This window comes from Sphaerotilus natans, from assembly GCF_900156335.1.
Classification (GTDB): Bacteria; Pseudomonadota; Gammaproteobacteria; order Burkholderiales; family Burkholderiaceae_C; genus Sphaerotilus; species Sphaerotilus natans.
Genome location: NZ_FTMZ01000013.1, coordinates 1 through 15,377, shown reverse-complemented (window position 1 = coordinate 15,377; position 15,377 = coordinate 1). Strand labels below are relative to the sequence as shown.

Here is a 15,377-nt window from a genome sequence, read left to right as displayed (position 1 = left end):
AATATGCCCAGATGCGACCCCAAGAAGCGGCAGGAAAGACTTTCTTATCGGCGCATGAAACAGGCTCATTTTCCGAGCTCGCCAGCCGATTGAGCGCGTCGCACGCGCGAGGCGCGGGTCATCGGATCGGGCCGACCGACCGTTGGTGACAGGACTTCGATGGAGAACGCGATGGATCGAATCCTGCACCGGTCGGTGCCTGCCGCCCTGGCCCTTGGGGCGGCCCTGCTGCTGGCGCAGCCCGCTGCGGCCTGGCAAGGCACGGACGAGCTGCGCATCGAGCGTCGCGCGCCGATGCGCGAGGGCGAGCGCCTGCGCAGCGCCGCCGGATCACGCACCGAGATCGCCTTCGGCAGCGACCGCCTGCGCCTGGACGAGAACAGCGTGCTGAGCGTGCGCCGGCTCAGCGCCGGCCGCATCGAGCTGCGCCTGGAGCAAGGCAGCCTCGCGCTGCTGCTCGAAGGCGACGACGATCCGCTGCGCTGGCGCATCGAGACCGCCGCGGCGATGCATCGGCCGCAGGGCCCAGGCCTGTTCCGCATCGACGCGCCGGAGTCGGGGCGCTGGTTCGACGGGGCCTCGGCCACCGCCTGGCGCAGCCCGATGCACCTCGAGAGCGCCGACGACTCGCTGCTGCTGCAGCCGGGCCGCCGGGCCGAGCTGGAGGGCCGACGCGGCTGGCAGACCGGCCTGCCGGTGGCCGACCGCTTCGCCCGCTGGGCCATGGACGACACGCGGGAGCGCTGGGATGGCCAGGATGAGGACGGGCGCCGCAGCAGCCTGCGCCCCCGAGCCCCGGTGGAACTCCCGGACGACATCGACGGCGTCGACACCCTGGATCGGCATGGCCGCTGGGAACATGCCTCGGACTGGGGCTGGGTCTGGGTGCCGCGCGCGAGCCTGAGCTGGGCGCCCTACCGCCAGGGCCGCTGGCGCCGCAGCGCCGACGGCTGGCTCTGGATCGACAGCGCACCCTGGGGCGTGGCGACCTTCCGCCACGGCCGCTGGGTGCGCTGGGACAGCCACTGGGCCTGGCTGCCCGGGCCTGCGCTGCGCCATGTCGAGCCGGTCGCACCGGTCTGGGAGGCACCGCCGCCGCGTGTCATCGTGCAGCCGGCCCCGGTCATCATCGAGACCCGGCCCGCTCGGCCGATCTATCCCGACACGCCGGTCCGGCCCGCCCCGGCCCCGCCGGTCGTGCGCATCGTGCCGGCCGCGCCAGTGGCCCCGGTCATGCCGGCCCCGGCGCCAATCATCGTTCGCCCGGCCCCGCAGCCGACGCCACAGCCGATCCAGCCGCCGGCACCCGCGCCGATCCGGGAGGCCGCGCCGCGCCCGGACCGCCGCATTCACGAGAACATGATGTCGCCCGCCGCCCGGGAGGCGTCCGAGGAGCTGCGCCGCGCCCAGCGCCAGCAGTGAGCGAACGCCTCAGCCCCGGAAGCGCCGGCGCGCGTCCAGCCCCAGGCCGCTGGCCACGCTGGCCAGGCGGTCGCCGTGCAGCGCCTGCGCCTGCGGGAAGGCCGCAGCCAGCCGCTCGGTCAGCGCCTTCAGCCCGGTCGAGCCGCCGGTGAAATAGACCGCATCGATGCCCTCGGCCGAGAGGCCGGCGCGACGCACCGTCTCGCGGGCGGCCTCGACGATACGGCCGATGTCCTCCTCCAGCGCCTCGCGCGCCTGCTGCGCCGTCACCTCGACCGCCAGGCCGCGCTCGACCCAGGCCAGGTCGATGCGTGCAGCCTCGCCGGCAGCGGTGTCGATCTTGGCGCGCTCGGCACGGCCGAGCAGGTCGTGGCCGAGCTGATCACCCACCACCTTCATCAGCCTGGCATGCTGGACCGGATCGGCATAGTCGCCGCGCATCATGCGCAGCTCCTGCAGGCGCGCCGGACGGTAGACGGTGTTGATCAGGTGCCAGGTGGCCAGATCGAAGTAGACGCGGCTGGGCACCTCGCGCGGGGGCTGGCCGCCGATCGAGGGCCCGAGCGCGCCGAAGCCCAGCGCCGGCATGACCGATGCCAGCTCGACGCGGCGGTCGAAGTCGGTGCCGGCCACATGCAGGCCGTGGTGGGCCAGCACGTCGTCGGCGCGGTCGATGCGGTCGCGCCGCTGCGGGCCGACGCGCACGATCGAGAAGTCGGAGGTGCCCCCGCCGATGTCGGCGATCAGCACCCGCTGCTCGGCCTCGATGCGCGACTCGTGGTCGAAGGCCGCCGCCAGCGGCTCGAACTGGAAGGCGACCTCCTCGAAGCCGGCCTCGCGCGCGGCCTGCTCCAGCGCGGCCTGGGCCTGCGCGTCGCGCTGCGCGTCCTCGTCGACAAAATGCACCGGCCGGCCGATGACCGCGCGGCGCGGCGCGACACCGTTGTGCTGCTCGGCGGCGCGGCGCAGGTGGCGCAGATAGCCGGAGATGACGTCGGCGAAGCCGATCGCGCGGCCGGCGCCGATGTCGGTCTGCTGCGTCATCAGGCCGGTGCCCAGCGCGCTCTTCATCGAGCGCATCAGCCGGCCCTCGCTGCCCTCGACATAGGCCGCGAGCGCGGCGCGGCCGTGCAGCCGCGGCAGATCCTGCAGGCCCGGGCCCTCGGCCAGGTAGAAGGTGGCGGTCGGCATCGTGACCGCGCCGTCTTCCAGCGGCACCAGCCGCATCGCGCCGCGGGCGTCAGGCACCGCGATCGCGGAATTGGAGGTGCCGAAGTCGATGGCGCAGAAGTCGGGGATCGGGGAGGCAGTCATGAGCGGCGGGCGGACGGGCGGAAGGGGCGCGATGATACCGGCGCCCCGCTCCTGATCCGTCGACCGCAGGCTCAGAATCCCGCCGGCGCCTTCAGATGCCAGTCGGTCGCCTGCTGCAGCGCGTGGCCGGCGTGCAGCAGCGCGCCCTCCTGCCAGTAGTTGCCGATCAGCTGCAGGCCCACCGGCAGGCCGCCGGCGCCGAAGCCCGCCGGCACGCTGATGCCCGGCAGCCCCGCCAGCGAGGCCGGCAGCGTGAAGATGTCGGCCAGATATTCGGCCACCGGGTCGGTCTGGCTGCCGATCGGGCGCGCCACCGTCGGCGCGACCGGGCCGGCGATCAGGTCACAGTCCTTGAAGGCGGCCTGGAAGTCGTCGGCGATCATGCGGCGCAGCTTTTGCGCCTGCAGATAGTAGGCGTCGTAGTAGCCGTGGCTCAGCACATAGGTGCCGATCATGATGCGGCGCTTGACCTCGGGGCCGAAGCCCTCGCTGCGGCTCTTGCGGTACAGATCGTTCAGGTCCTTGTACTGCGCGGCGCGGTGGCCGTAGCGCACACCGTCGAAGCGGCTCAGGTTCGAGCTGGCCTCGGCCGGGGCGATGATGTAGTAGACCGGAATCGACAGCTCGGTGCGCGGCAGGCTGACCTCGACCAGCGTGGCGCCCAGGCGCTCGAGCTCGGCCAGCGCGGCGCGCACCGCCGTCAGCACGTCGGCCGACACGCCCTCGCCGAAGAACTCCTTCGGCAGGCCGACGCGCAGGCCCTTGAGCGGCTGGTCCGCGGTGGCGACCTCTCGCCGCGCGGTCGTGGCGGCGACGAAGTCGGGCACCGGCTGTTCGGCGCTGGTCGCATCACGCGGGTCGAAGCCGCTCATCGCCTGCAGCAGGTGCGCGCAGTCCAGCGCCGAGCGCGCCATCGGGCCGGCCTGATCCAGGCTGGAGGCGAAGGCGATCATGCCGTAGCGCGAGCAGCGGCCGTAGGTCGGCTTGATGCCGGTCACGCCGGTCAGGCTGGCGGGCTGGCGCACCGAGCCGCCGGTGTCGGTGCCGGTCGTGGCCGGCACCAGGCGCGCGGCCACCGCCACCGCGCTGCCGCCCGACGAGCCGCCGGCGATGCGCGACGCATCCCACGGATTGCGCGCCGGAAAGTAGGCCGAGTTCTCGTTGGAGCCGCCCATCGCGAACTCGTCGCAGTTGAGCTTGCCCAGCGTCACCGCGCCGGCCGCAGCCAGACGGCTGACCACCGTGGCATCGAAGGGGCTGCGGTAGCCCTCAAGCATCTTCGAGCCGGCGGTGCTGGGCAGATCGCGGGTGACGAAGATGTCCTTGTGGGCGATCGGCACGCCCAGCAGCGGATGGGCCGGGCCGTCGACGCCGCGCGCGCGCCAGAGGTCGGCCGCGCCGGCCTGCGCCAGCGCGATCTCCTCGTCGACCGCCAGGAAGGCGCCGAGCGACGCGTGCGCGGCCACGCGGGCCAGCAGGTGCTTCGTCAGCTCGACGCTGGAGACCTGCTTCTCGTCGAGCAGGCGCGACAGCTCGGCCACGCCGAGTTCATGCAGCTGGGTCATCGTCTGGTTCTCCCCCGGTCTCACTCGATCACCCGCGGCACCAGGAACAGGCCGGCCTCGACCGCCGGCGCGCTCTTCTGGTTGGCTTCGCGGTTGTCCGGCTCGGTCACCGCGTCCTCGCGCAGGCGCAGCGCCACCTCCTGGATGGCCGACAGGGGCGTGTACAGCGGCGCCACGCCGGTGGTGTCGACCGCCCGCATCTGCTCGACGATCGCGAAGAAGCCGTTGAGCTCGCCCAGCAGGCTCGCCTGCTCGGCCGGGCTGAGTTCAAGCCGCGCAAGGTTTGCGATGCGGCTCACATCCTGAGGCGTGAGTGCCATTTTTCGTGACGGATTTGGTGGTTTGAGCAATACAGGCGCCGACCCTATCCCTCCAACGAAGGACAGCGAGCGCCGACATGCAGTGGCTTGGCCGGGCCGCCGGATGCGTGCCACAAGCCATGGGGTATTATCACCCGCCCTTGCTTGATGCCCTGCCGGGCGCCGGCCCGATGGCGCCGGACAGGCAGGGTTCACGGTTTCCAGTTCAGACCCGCGTTTCGTGGCTGGTCGTCACGCCACTGAAATGCCTTCGAGTTCACCATGTTCGGATCGTTGCGTCGCTATTTCTCCACCGATCTCGCGATCGACCTCGGGACCGCCAACACCCTGATCTATGTGCGTGGCACCGGCGTCGTGCTCAACGAGCCGTCGGTGGTGGCGATCCGCCACGAAGGCGGCCCGCACGGCAAGAAGACCATCCAGGCGGTCGGCGCCGAGGCCAAGGCCATGCTCGGCAAGGTGCCGGGCAACATCGAGGCCATCCGCCCGATGAAGGACGGCGTGATCGCCGACTTCACCGTCACCGAGCAGATGCTCAAGCAGTTCATCAAGATGGTGCATCCGCGCTCGCTGCTGCGGCCGAGCCCGCGCATCATCATCTGTGTGCCCTGCGGCTCGACCCAGGTCGAGCGCCGCGCGATCCGCGAGTCGGCGCTCGGCGCCGGCGCCAGCGAGGTCTACCTGATCGAGGAGCCGATGGCCGCGGCGATCGGCGCGGGCATGCCAGTGTCGGAGGCGTCGGGCTCGATGGTGGTGGACATCGGCGGCGGCACGACCGAGGTCGGCGTGATCTCGCTGGGCGGCATGGTCTACAAGGGCTCGGTGCGTGTCGGCGGCGACAAGTTCGACGAAGCCATCATCAACTACATCCGCCGCAACTACGGCATGCTGATCGGCGAGCCCACCGCCGAGGCCATCAAGAAGGAAATCGGCTCGGCCTTCCCCGGCTCCGAGATCAAGGAGATGGAAGTCAAGGGCCGCAACCTCAGCGAAGGCGTGCCGCGCAGCTTCACGGTCTCCAGCAACGAGATCCTCGAAGCCCTGACCGACCCGCTCAACCAGATCGTCTCCTCCGTCAAGAAGGCGCTGGAGCAGACCCCGCCCGAGCTGGGCGCCGACATCGCCGAGCGCGGCATGATGCTGACCGGCGGCGGCGCGCTGCTGCGCGACCTCGACCGCCTGCTCGCCGAGGAGACCGGCCTGCCGGTGCTCGTCGCCGAGGATCCGCTGTCGTGCGTGGTGCGCGGCTGCGGCATGGCCCTGGAGCGCATGGAGCGCCTCGGCTCGATCTTCACGTCCGAATAAGCGGCCGCGCGCCGACGCTGCCGGCCGCGCCGATCGCTTCCCGACATGCCGCTGGGCACCCTCGACCGCACGCCGCCACCGTTCTTCCGCCAGGGCCCGTCGGCCCTGACGCGGCTGATCGTGTTCGCATCGCTGTCGGTGTTCCTGATGGCCGCCGACACCCGGCTGGGTCTGACCGGTCCGCTGCGGGCCGCGGCGGCCGTGATCCTGCACCCGATCGAACGGGTGCTGCTGGCCCCGGTGCGCGGCGCGCTGTCGGCCGGCCTGTATGTGGACGGCGTCGCCCAGGCCCAGACCCGCGCCGACCAGGCCCGCGCCGAGCTGACCCGCCAGTCGGAACGCTCCCTGCAAGCCGGCCAGCTGCAGCAGGAGAACGCCCGGCTGCGCGCGCTGCTGGAGCTGCGTGAGCGGCTGTCGCTGCGCGCGCGCGCCGCCGAGGTGCTCTACGACGCGCCCGACCCCTACACCCGCAAGATCATCATCGACCGCGGCAGCAGCCACGGCATCCTGCCAGGCTCGCCGGTGGTCAACGAGGACGGCGTGCTCGGCCAGGTCACCCGGGTCTATCCGATGACCGCCGAGATCACGCTGGCCATCGACGAGGACGCCGCCATCCCGGTGCACAACCTGCGCACCGGCCAGCGCGGCGTGGTCTTCGGCTCGCCCTCGAGCGACAGCATGGAGCTGCGCTTCGTGGCGGCCAACGCCGACGTGCAGGTCGGCGACCTGCTGCAGACCTCCGGCCTGGACGGCGTCTATCCGCCCGGCCTCGCGGTGGCCAAGGTCAGCCGGCTCGACCGGCGCACCCAGTCCGACTTCGCCAAGATCATGCTGCAGCCGATGGCCTCGCCCGACCATGTGCGCCATGTGCTGGTGCTCGAGCCGATCGGCCTGCACCAGCCGCCCCGCCCGGGTGCCGACGAGCCCTCGCTGCCGGCCCACGGCAAGGACGGCAAGGAAGCCCGCGAACGCACGGGCGCTGCCAGCGCAGCCGCCTCGGCCGCGGCCTCCGCCGCCTCGGCGTCGCGCCGCTCGCCCTGAGGAGATCGCCGATGATGCCCCGCTCGTCGGACCAGCTGCTGCTGCCGGTCAACCCGTGGTTCATGTGGACCACGCTGGTCGGCGCGCTGCTGCTCAACCTGATCCCGCTGGGTCGCCAGCCGGCGATGCCGGACCTGATGGCGCTGGCGCTGGTGTTCTGGAACGTGCACCAGCCGCGCCGCGTCGGCGTCGGCGCCGCCTTCATGTTCGGCCTGCTGATGGATGTGCACGACAGCGCGCTGCTGGGTCAGCATGCGCTCGCCTACACGCTGCTGAGCTATTTCGCGATCACCATCCACCGCCGCATCCTGTGGTTCACGCCGGGCGCGCAGGCGGTGCATGTGCTGCCGCTGTTCGCCGCCGCCCATGTGACCTCGCTGCTGCTGCGCCTGGCCACCGGCGCCGAGTTCCCCGGCTGGCCGATGCTGCTGGCGCCGCTGTTCGAGGCGCTGCTGTGGCCGCTGGCAAGCTGGCTGCTGCTGGTGCCGCAGCGCCGCGCCCCCGACCCGGACGAGAACCGGCCGCTGTGAGGCCGGCCGTGATCCGCCGCCGCGCCGCCCCGCCGTCACGATGACCGAACTGCGCAACGTCGAACAGGAGCTCGACCGCTTCCGCACACGCCTGCTGGCGGCCGCGCTGCTGGTGCTGATCTGCTTCGGCCTGATCGTGGCGCGGCTGCTGGTGCTGCAGGTGGTCAAGCACGAGGAGCTCTCGACCCGTGCCGAGAAGAACCGCATCTCGATCGTGCCGATCGTGCCCAACCGGGGCCTGATCGTCGACCGCAACGGCGTGGTGCTGGCCGACAACTACTCCGCCTACACGCTGGAGATCACCCGCTCGCAGCTGGTCGACGATCTGGACACCGTGATCGACCAGCTCGCGGAGGTGGTGGAGATCGCGCCGCGCGACCGCCGCCGCTTCAAGCGGGTGATGGTCGAGTCCAAGCGCTTCGAGTCGCTGCCGATCCGCACCAAGCTCACCGACGAGGAGGTCGCACGCTTCACCGCGCAGCGCTACCGCTTCCCCGGCGTGGAGATCAAGGCGCGGCTGTTCCGCAACTATCCCTTCGGCGAGACGGCCGGTCACCTGATCGGCTACATCGGCCGCATCAACCAGCGAGAGAAGGACATGATGGCCGAGTGGTCCGACGAGGACCAGGCCAACTACCGCGGCACCGAGGTGATCGGCAAGCTCGGCATCGAGCAGAGCTACGAGCGCGAGCTGCACGGCATCACCGGCTTCGAGGAGGTCGAGACCTCGGCTGGCGGCCATCCGGTGCGGCTGCTGCGCTCGGAGCCCGCCACGCCGGGCAACACCGTGCGGCTGTCGATCGACATCAAGCTGCAGTCGCTGGTCGAGGAGCTGTTCGGCAAGCGCCGCGGCGCGCTGGTGGCGATCGACCCGCGCAACGGCGAGGTGCTGGCCTTCGTCAGCCAGCCCGGCTTCGATCCCAACCTGTTCGTCGGCGGCATCGACCAGGACTCCTGGAAGGAGCTCAACGAGTCGCTCGACAAGCCGCTGCTCAACCGCGCGCTGCGCGGCACCTACCCGCCGGGCTCGACCTACAAGCCCTTCATGGCGATGGCCGCGCTGATCACCGGCAAGCGCACCGCCGGCCAGGCCATCTTCGACAACGGCTCGTTCATGTTCGGCAACCACCGCTTCCGCAGCCACGGCGATCACGGCCTGGGCTCGGTCGACATGGCCCGCTCGATCGTGCAGTCGAGCAACGTCTACTACTACATGCTCGCCAGCGAGATGGGCGTGGACATGATCCACGACCAGATGGCGCCCTACGGCTTCGGCGAGAAGACCGGCATCGACCTGCAAGGCGAAGCCACCGGCGACCTGCCCTCGACCGAGTGGAAGCGCAACAAGTACAAGCGCCCGGAGCAGAAGCGCTGGTACGCCGGCGAAACCATCTCGCTGGGCATCGGCCAGGGCTACAACAACTTCACCATGCTGCAGCTGGCCAGCGCGCAGGCCACGCTGGTGGCCGGCGGCAAGCGCTACGCGCCGCGCGTGGTGCGCGGCATTGAGGACGCGGTGACGCGCGAGACGCGCATCCTGTCCTCGCAGCTGGTGCTCGACATGAAGCTGCGCGAGCCCGATGTCGACGTGATCAAGAACGCGATGTTCGGCGTGACCCAGTCCGGCACCGCTACCCGGGTCTTCGCCGGCGCGGCCTACGCCAGCGGCGGCAAGACCGGCACCGCGCAGGCGGTCACCATTCGCCAGAACGAGAAGTACAACGCCTCCCGGCTGGCCGAGTACAAGCGCGACCACTCGCTCTACACCGCCTTCGCGCCGCTGGACGAGCCGCGCATCGCGCTGGCGATCGTGGTGGAGAACGCCGGCTTCGGCGCCGAGGCCGCCGCGCCGATCGCGCGCCGCGTGCTCGACTACGTGATCGCCGGCCGCTACCCCTCGCCCGAGGACATCGCGATGGTCCAGAAGGGCCAGGGCGCGGCACCGGTCGGCCCCTTTGTCGCCGTCGCCGACGTGCCGCTGCCGCCGGCGCGCAGCGGCGGCATGGAAAGCGATCTGCCTGCGGCGGCGGCCTCCTCGGCCGCCGCTGCCGCGACCGCCAGCCCGCCGCGCCAGATCGACCCGACCCCGCCGGGCGAGCCGCCGCAGGCCCGCGCGCTGCAGCGCTGGTGGGTGCCCCGACGCGATGCGCCGCCCGTGCAGCCGGCCCCCAGCGCTCCGGCCTCCTCACCGAAGGATTCCGCGCCATGATCATCAACACCCCGTTCGACCGCCCGACGCTGTGGCAGCGGGTACAGCCGCTGTTCCACGGCTTCGATCTGCCGCTGCTGCTGGCCATCCTGATCATCGCCACCATCGGCCTGACCGCGATGTACTCGGCCGGCTACGACAACGGCGCGCGCTTCGGACTGCAGGTGCGCAACATGCTGCTGGCTGGCCTGGTCTTCTTCCTGGTGGCCCAGGCGCCGCAGCAGCGGCTGATGTCGCTGGCGGTGCCGCTGTACACGCTGGGCGTCATCCTGCTGCTGCTCACCGCCGCCTTCGGCATCGACCCGACGAACAAGGGCGCCCGGCGCTGGCTCAATGTCGGCATCGTCATCCAGCCCAGCGAGATCCTGAAGATCGCCACCCCGCTGATGGCCGCCTGGTGGTTCCAGCGCCGCGAAGGTCGCGGGCAGACCGGCGACATCGCCAAGGCCTTCGTGCTGGTGCTGGTGCCCTTCCTGCTGGTGGCCAAGCAGCCTGACCTGGGCACCGGCCTGCTGATCTTCTTCGCCGGCTTCTTCGTCATCTTCTTCGCCGGCTTGTCGTGGAAGCTGATCCTGCCAGCCATCGCGCTGGGCAGCGTCGGCATCATCGCGCTGATCCTGGCCGAGCCGACCATCTGCCAGCCCGGGGTGGACTGGCATGTGCTGCACGGCTACCAGAAAGGCCGCGTCTGCACCCTGCTCGATCCGAACCGCGATCCGCTGGGCAAGGGCTTCCACATCATCCAGGGCATGATCGCCATCGGCTCGGGCGGCCTGACCGGCAAGGGCTTCATGCAGGGCACCCAGACCCACCTGGAGTTCATCCCGGAGCGCACCTCCGACTTCATCTTCGCCGCCTTCGCCGAGGAATTCGGTCTGGCCGGCGGCTGCGTGCTGCTGATGGCCTACACCTTCCTGATCTTCCGTGGCCTGGTGATCGCGTACGAAGCGCCGACCACCTTCTCGCGCCTGCTGGCCGGCTCGATCACGATGAGCTTCTTCGTCTATGCCTTCGTCAACATGGGCATGGTCAGCGGCATCCTGCCGGTGGTGGGCGTGCCGCTGCCCTTCATGAGCTACGGCGGCACCGCGCTGGTCACGCTCGGGCTGTCGCTGGGCATCCTGATGTCGATCGCAAGATCGCGCCGGCTGATGCAGAGCTGATGCAGCGCTGAAGCCGGGCCGCGCGGCTCAGACCGGCATCTCGTCGGAGCGCGCAGGCTCGACCGCAGGCCCTTCCGGCGACATGGCCTCCGGCACCGGCGCCTGGCGCAGCCGGATGGTGAAGCGAGCGCCGGGCCCCTCCCCGGCGGGCACCTGGACCGGATCGCGGGCATCGTCGAGCTGGACCGCACTGCCGTGCTGGTGGGCGATTTCCGCGACGATCGCCAGCCCCAGGCCCGAGCCGTCGACCGTGGTGCCCAGCGCACGGTAGAAAGGCTGGAAGACCAGCTCGCGCTCGGCCGCCGGAATGCCCGGCCCCGAATCCTCGACCTGCAGCACCACCGTCTGCGCGAAGGGATCGGGCACCACCCGCACCGTGACCGTGCCGCCGCGCGGGGTGTAGTGCAGCGCGTTGTCGACCAGATTGGAGATCAGCTCGCGCAGCAGCAGGGCGTGACCCAGCACCTCGGCCTGGCCGGGGCGCTGCAGGGCATCGGGCAGCTGGGAGTCCGCGCCCTCGTAGCCCAGATCGATGCCGGCATCGAGCGAGCGCGGCACGAAGTCGCGCACCACGTCGGTGGCCAGGGCCTCCAGATCGATGCGGTCGCGGGCCTCGACGCCGGCGCGGGCATCGGCACGCGCCATCGACAGCAACTGGTTGACCATGTGTGCCGCCCGCTGCGAGGCCCGCGCCATCTGCTGCAGCGAGACGCGCAGCAGCTGCGGATCACCGTGGCCGGCGTCGATCTCGCGCGCGGCCAGCTCGGCCTGCATGCGCAGCCCCGCCAGCGGCGTCTTGAGCTGGTGCGCCGCGTCCGCCAGGAAGCGCTTCTGCGTCGCCAGCGAGGACTGCTGGCGCTCGAGCAGATCGTTGATCGCCTGCACCAGCGGGGAGACCTCCTCGGGCACCTCACGCACGTCGATCGGCGAGACATCGTCGCTGGCGCGCTCGCGGATGCGCTGCTGCAGCGCCGTCAGCGGCGCCAGCCCGCGCACCAGCGCCATCCACACCAGCAGCACCGCCACCGGCAGGATGACGAACTGCGGCAGGATCACGCCCTTGATGATCTCGGTGGCCAGCCGCGAGCGCTTGGCCTGCGTCTCGGCCACCTGCACCAGCACCGCACGCGCGTCCGAGCCGGGCACGATCCCCTGGTAGGCCACCCGCACGCTGTCGCCATGGATCTCGTCGTCGCGCACCTTGACCTGGCCGGGCGTGCGCGGCTCGCCCTCGGGCGGCAGCGGCAGGTCGCGGTCACCGCTGACAGTCTCGCCGCGCGGACCGCGCACCAGGTAATAGACATTGTCGACCTCGTCGGCGCGCAGCATGCGCGCCGTCTCGCGCGACAGGTCGAACAGGATGTCATCGCCCCGCACCTCGACGCGCTGGCCCAGCGAGCGCACCGACTCGATCAGCGCCCGGTCATAGGGCAGGCTGGCGATGCCCTGCGCGGCCAGCCAGGTCAGCGCCAGGCTCATCGGCCACAGCAGCAGCAGCGGCGCGAGCATCCAGTCGAGGATCTCGCCGAACAGCGAGCGCTGCTCGCGCCGACGCGGCGGCGCCTCCACCGTCTCAGGCGGCGATCTTCTCAAGGCAGTAGCCCAGGCCGCGCACGGTGGCGATGCGGATCGGGCCCTGCTCGATCTTCTTGCGCAGCCGGTGGATGTAGACCTCGATGGCGTTGTTGCTCACCTCCTCGCCCCACTCGCACAGGCGCTCGACCAGCTGGTCCTTGCTCACCAGCCGGCCGGCGCGCTGCAGCAGCACCTCCAGCAGGCTGAGCTCGCGCGCCGACAGATCCACCATCTGCTCGTTGATGTAAGCCACGCGGCCGGTCGCGTCGAAGGTCAGCGGGCCGTGCTTGATCAGGCTGCTGGCCGAGCCCAGGCCGCGCCGGGTGAGCGCGCGCACCCGGGCCTCCAGCTCCTGCAGCGAGAAAGGCTTGGCCATGTAGTCGTCGGCCCCCAGGTCCAGGCCCTTGACGCGCTGCTCGATCGAGTCGGCCGCGGTCAGGATCAGCACCGGCACCGCCGAGCCGCGCGCGCAGCTTCTTCAGCACTTCCAGGCCGTGCATCTTGGGCAGCCCCAGATCGAGGATCAGCAGATCGAACTCGTGGGCCGCCAGCGCGGCATCGGCTTCCGATCCGCTGGCCACATGGTCGACGGCATAGCCGGCGCTGCGCAGGCTGCGCAGCAGTCCGTCGGCCAGGACCTGGTCATCTTCGGCGATCAGAATGCGCATGTCAGTCTCCTCTGTATCCTGCCGGACCCTGAGGGATCCCTGCTTCTGGTCCCGATTGTAGAAAGCCCCGCACCGTACCGCATCGGGACAGATCGGGACAGATGCGATGATGCCGCCGACACCTTGCGTCTCGTCAGGCAACAGGCCTGCAGGATCATCACATCAACACTGTACAAATAGACAGTCTCTGAGATAATGGCCGCCACACCCAGGAGAACCTCGATGGATGCATCCAAGTCCGCCCCCGCCTCGCTGAACACCGAGAAGGCCAAGGCCCTGCAGGCCGCGCTGGCGCAGATCGACAAGCAGTTCGGCAAGGGATCGATCATGCGCCTCGGCGAGGGCGAGGTGATCGAGGACATCCAGGTCGTCTCGACCGGCTCGCTGGGCCTGGACATCGCACTGGGCGTGGGCGGCCTGCCACGCGGGCGCGTCATCGAGATCTACGGACCCGAGTCCTCCGGCAAGACCACGCTGACGCTGCAGGTCATCGCCGAGATGCAGAAGCTCGCCGGCACCTGCGCCTTCATCGACGCCGAGCATGCGCTCGACGCGCAGTACGCGCAGAAGCTCGGCGTGAACCTGCAGGAGCTGCTGATCAGCCAGCCCGACACCGGCGAGCAGGCGCTGGAGATCGTCGACGCGCTGGTGCGCTCCGGCGCGGTCGACCTGATCGTCGTCGACTCGGTCGCCGCCCTGACGCCAAAGGCCGAGCTCGAGGGCGAGATGGGCGATGCCCTGCCCGGCCTGCAGGCCCGTCTGATGAGCCAGGCGCTGCGCAAGCTCACCGCCACCATCAAGAAGACCAACTGCACCGTCATCTTCATCAACCAGATCCGCATGAAGATCGGCGTGATGTTCGGCAGCCCCGAGACCACCACCGGCGGCAACGCGCTGAAGTTCTACGCCTCGGTGCGTCTGGACATCCGCCGCGTCGGCAGCATCAAGAAGGGCGACGAGGTCATCGGCAACGAGACCCGGGTCAAGGTCGTCAAGAACAAGGTCAGCCCGCCGTTCAAGACCGCCGACTTCGACATCCTCTACGGCGAGGGCATCAGCCGCGAAGGTGAGATCCTCGATCTGGGCGTCAACGCCAAGCTGGTCGACAAGTCCGGCGCCTGGTATGCCTACAAGGGCGAGAAGATCGGCCAGGGCAAGGACAACAGCCGCGAGTTCCTGCGCGAGAACCCGGATCTGGCCCACGAGATCGAGAACCGCATCCGCGAATCGCTCGGCATCAGCCTGCTGCCGCCGCTGGCAGGCACCGAAGGCGCCTGAGCCGGCAGGCACCCGTGCCGGCGCCCAGCCTCAGTCTGAAGGGACGCGCGCTGCGCTCCCTGAGCCTGCGCGAGCACTCGCGCAGCGAGCTCGCGCGCAAGCTGGCACCGCACGCCGAGAGCGCCGAGCAGGTCGAAGCCCTGCTCGACGAACTGACCACGCTGGGCTTTCTCAGCGAGCAGCGCTTCGTCGAATCGCTGCTGCACCGGCGCGCCGCGCGCCACGGCAGCAGCCGCATCCGCCAGGAGCTGAACGCCAGCGGCATCGATCCCGCCGATCACCAGGAAGCGCTCGACGCCCTGAAGGACAGCGAGCTGAGTCGGGCGCGGGCCATCTGGTCACGCCGCTACGCCAGCGCGCCGTCCGACCTGAACGAACGTGCGCGCCAGACGCGCTTTCTGCTCGCTCGCGGCTTCTCGTCCGCCATCGTCCGCCAGGTGCTGCAGGCCGCGGCACAGGCCGAGATCGACAGCGCTGACGAGCAGGATCTGCCGGGCTGACCCAGTCATACGACATCCCAACACTGTGGGAAGCACGCATCCTGTTGATGCGGCGCAACATGCTACAGTTCGCGCGCCTCGGCAAAGCCGCCGACCAGGGCGCCGCCGCAGCGCGCCAGGACGCATTCATTCCTGAATCCCTTCAGAACAGAGCTCAAGCGATGAAGATCCACGAATACCAAGGCAAGGAAATCCTGCGCCAGTTCGACGTGCCGGTGCCGCGCGGCTACCCGGCGTTCACGGTCCAGGAGGCGGTGGAAGCCGCCGAGAAGCTGGGCGGCCCGGTGTGGGTCGTGAAGGCGCAGATCCATGCCGGCGGCCGCGGCAAGGGCGGCGGCGTGAAGGTCGCGAAGTCGCTCGACGACGTGCGCGCGCGCGCCACCGACATCCTGGGCATGCAGCTGGTCACGCACCAGACCGGCGCCGAGGGCCAGAAGGTGCGCCGCCTGTACATCGAGGACGGCGCCGACATCGGCAAGGAGTTCTA

Annotated in this window: 13 protein-coding genes and 1 pseudogene; 9 read left to right on the top strand and 5 right to left on the bottom strand. The window is 70.4% G+C overall.

Annotation, left to right across the window (positions count from 1 at the left end; translation table 11 throughout):
• The first annotated feature begins 171 nt into the window (after positions 1 to 171).
• Complete coding sequence (locus tag BW996_RS12340) at positions 172 to 1,422, top strand: DUF6600 domain-containing protein (RefSeq protein ID WP_139330869.1); 1,251 nt, start codon at positions 172 to 174, stop codon at positions 1,420 to 1,422.
• Between the two features lie 9 nt (positions 1,423 to 1,431).
• Here BW996_RS12340 and BW996_RS12335 read toward each other — a convergent pair whose 3' ends face one another.
• The 3 genes from BW996_RS12335 to gatC all read right to left on the bottom strand — a co-directional run bounded on the left by BW996_RS12335 (position 1,432) and on the right by gatC (position 4,621).
• A complete protein-coding gene (locus BW996_RS12335) occupies positions 1,432 to 2,736 on the bottom strand; it encodes an Hsp70 family protein (RefSeq protein ID WP_037480313.1) in 1,305 nt (434 codons plus the stop codon).
• A gap of 71 nt (positions 2,737 to 2,807) precedes the next feature.
• Entirely contained in the window at positions 2,808 to 4,301 is a 1,494-nt protein-coding gene (gatA, locus tag BW996_RS12330) for an Asp-tRNA(Asn)/Glu-tRNA(Gln) amidotransferase subunit GatA (protein ID WP_037480316.1), read from the bottom strand.
• Positions 4,302 to 4,321: 20 nt separating this feature from the next.
• The gene (gene gatC, locus BW996_RS12325; protein WP_037480318.1) at positions 4,322 to 4,621 is read right to left on the bottom strand and encodes an Asp-tRNA(Asn)/Glu-tRNA(Gln) amidotransferase subunit GatC; all 300 of its coding nucleotides are present in this window, start codon (positions 4,619 to 4,621) and stop codon (positions 4,322 to 4,324) included.
• Between the two features lie 261 nt (positions 4,622 to 4,882).
• On the opposite strand from gatC, the gene BW996_RS12320 reads away from it, so the two are divergent.
• Genes BW996_RS12320 through rodA form a run of 5 tightly spaced genes read left to right on the top strand, consistent with a single transcriptional unit; the run spans position 4,883 to position 10,869 of the window.
• The gene (locus BW996_RS12320) at positions 4,883 to 5,926 is read left to right on the top strand and encodes a rod shape-determining protein (RefSeq protein ID WP_037480320.1); all 1,044 of its coding nucleotides are present in this window, start codon (positions 4,883 to 4,885) and stop codon (positions 5,924 to 5,926) included.
• 45 nt (positions 5,927 to 5,971) lie between these two features.
• Positions 5,972 to 6,967 carry a rod shape-determining protein MreC gene (gene mreC, locus BW996_RS12315; RefSeq protein WP_076458931.1) on the top strand — a complete coding sequence of 332 codons (996 nt, stop codon included), beginning with the start codon at positions 5,972 to 5,974 and terminating at the stop codon, positions 6,965 to 6,967.
• An 11-nt stretch (positions 6,968 to 6,978) separates the two neighbouring features.
• Positions 6,979 to 7,497 (top strand): rod shape-determining protein MreD, encoded by a 519-nt coding sequence (mreD, locus tag BW996_RS12310; protein WP_037480323.1) that lies wholly within the window; start codon positions 6,979 to 6,981, stop codon positions 7,495 to 7,497.
• Between the two features lie 40 nt (positions 7,498 to 7,537).
• Positions 7,538 to 9,706: a penicillin-binding protein 2 gene (gene mrdA, locus BW996_RS12305; protein WP_076458930.1), complete on the top strand. Its 2,169-nt coding sequence runs from the start codon at positions 7,538 to 7,540 to the stop codon at positions 9,704 to 9,706.
• A gap of 2 nt (positions 9,707 to 9,708) precedes the next feature.
• Positions 9,709 to 10,869: a rod shape-determining protein RodA gene (gene rodA / locus BW996_RS12300; protein WP_037480380.1), complete on the top strand. Its 1,161-nt coding sequence runs from the start codon at positions 9,709 to 9,711 to the stop codon at positions 10,867 to 10,869.
• 27 nt (positions 10,870 to 10,896) lie between these two features.
• Here the strand turns inward: rodA and BW996_RS12295 are convergent, their stop codons facing one another.
• Together BW996_RS12295 and BW996_RS12290 are read right to left on the bottom strand one after the other, a co-directional pair.
• A complete protein-coding gene (locus BW996_RS12295; protein WP_081838039.1) occupies positions 10,897 to 12,378 on the bottom strand; it encodes a sensor histidine kinase in 1,482 nt (493 codons plus the stop codon).
• A gap of 64 nt (positions 12,379 to 12,442) precedes the next feature.
• A pseudogene (locus BW996_RS12290) lies at positions 12,443 to 13,112 on the bottom strand (response regulator).
• Between the two features lie 222 nt (positions 13,113 to 13,334).
• On the opposite strand from BW996_RS12290, the gene recA reads away from it, so the two are divergent.
• The 3 genes from recA to BW996_RS12275 form a co-directional block, all read left to right on the top strand.
• On the top strand, positions 13,335 to 14,390 hold the full coding sequence (gene recA, locus BW996_RS12285) for a recombinase RecA (protein WP_037480324.1): 1,056 nt from the start codon (positions 13,335 to 13,337) through the stop codon (positions 14,388 to 14,390).
• Between the two features lie 14 nt (positions 14,391 to 14,404).
• Positions 14,405 to 14,890 carry a recombination regulator RecX gene (recX, locus tag BW996_RS12280; protein ID WP_037480325.1) on the top strand — a complete coding sequence of 162 codons (486 nt, stop codon included), beginning with the start codon at positions 14,405 to 14,407 and terminating at the stop codon, positions 14,888 to 14,890.
• A 161-nt stretch (positions 14,891 to 15,051) separates the two neighbouring features.
• Positions 15,052 to 15,377, top strand: a 326-nt coding sequence (locus BW996_RS12275; RefSeq protein WP_175619123.1) for an ATP-grasp domain-containing protein, incomplete at its 3' end; no start/stop codon positions are given.

Bases quoted from the DNA above. Each gene is read 5' to 3' on its own strand.
- mrdA (WP_076458930.1), top strand. From the start codon at position 7,538: ATGACCGAACTGCGCAACGTCGAACAGGAGCTCGACCGCTTCCGCACA.
- gatC (WP_037480318.1), bottom strand. From the start codon at position 4,621: ATGGCACTCACGCCTCAGGATGTGAGCCGCATCGCAAACCTTGCGCGG.
- BW996_RS12335 (WP_037480313.1), bottom strand. From the start codon at position 2,736: ATGACTGCCTCCCCGATCCCCGACTTCTGCGCCATCGACTTCGGCACC.
- BW996_RS12320 (WP_037480320.1), top strand. From the start codon at position 4,883: ATGTTCGGATCGTTGCGTCGCTATTTCTCCACCGATCTCGCGATCGAC.
- BW996_RS12295 (WP_081838039.1), bottom strand. From the start codon at position 12,378: ATGCTCGCGCCGCTGCTGCTGCTGTGGCCGATGAGCCTGGCGCTGACC.
- gatA (WP_037480316.1), bottom strand. From the start codon at position 4,301: ATGACCCAGCTGCATGAACTCGGCGTGGCCGAGCTGTCGCGCCTGCTC.
- mreD (WP_037480323.1), top strand. From the start codon at position 6,979: ATGATGCCCCGCTCGTCGGACCAGCTGCTGCTGCCGGTCAACCCGTGG.
- BW996_RS12340 (WP_139330869.1), top strand. From the start codon at position 172: ATGGATCGAATCCTGCACCGGTCGGTGCCTGCCGCCCTGGCCCTTGGG.
- recA (WP_037480324.1), top strand. From the start codon at position 13,335: ATGGATGCATCCAAGTCCGCCCCCGCCTCGCTGAACACCGAGAAGGCC.
- mreC (WP_076458931.1), top strand. From the start codon at position 5,972: ATGCCGCTGGGCACCCTCGACCGCACGCCGCCACCGTTCTTCCGCCAG.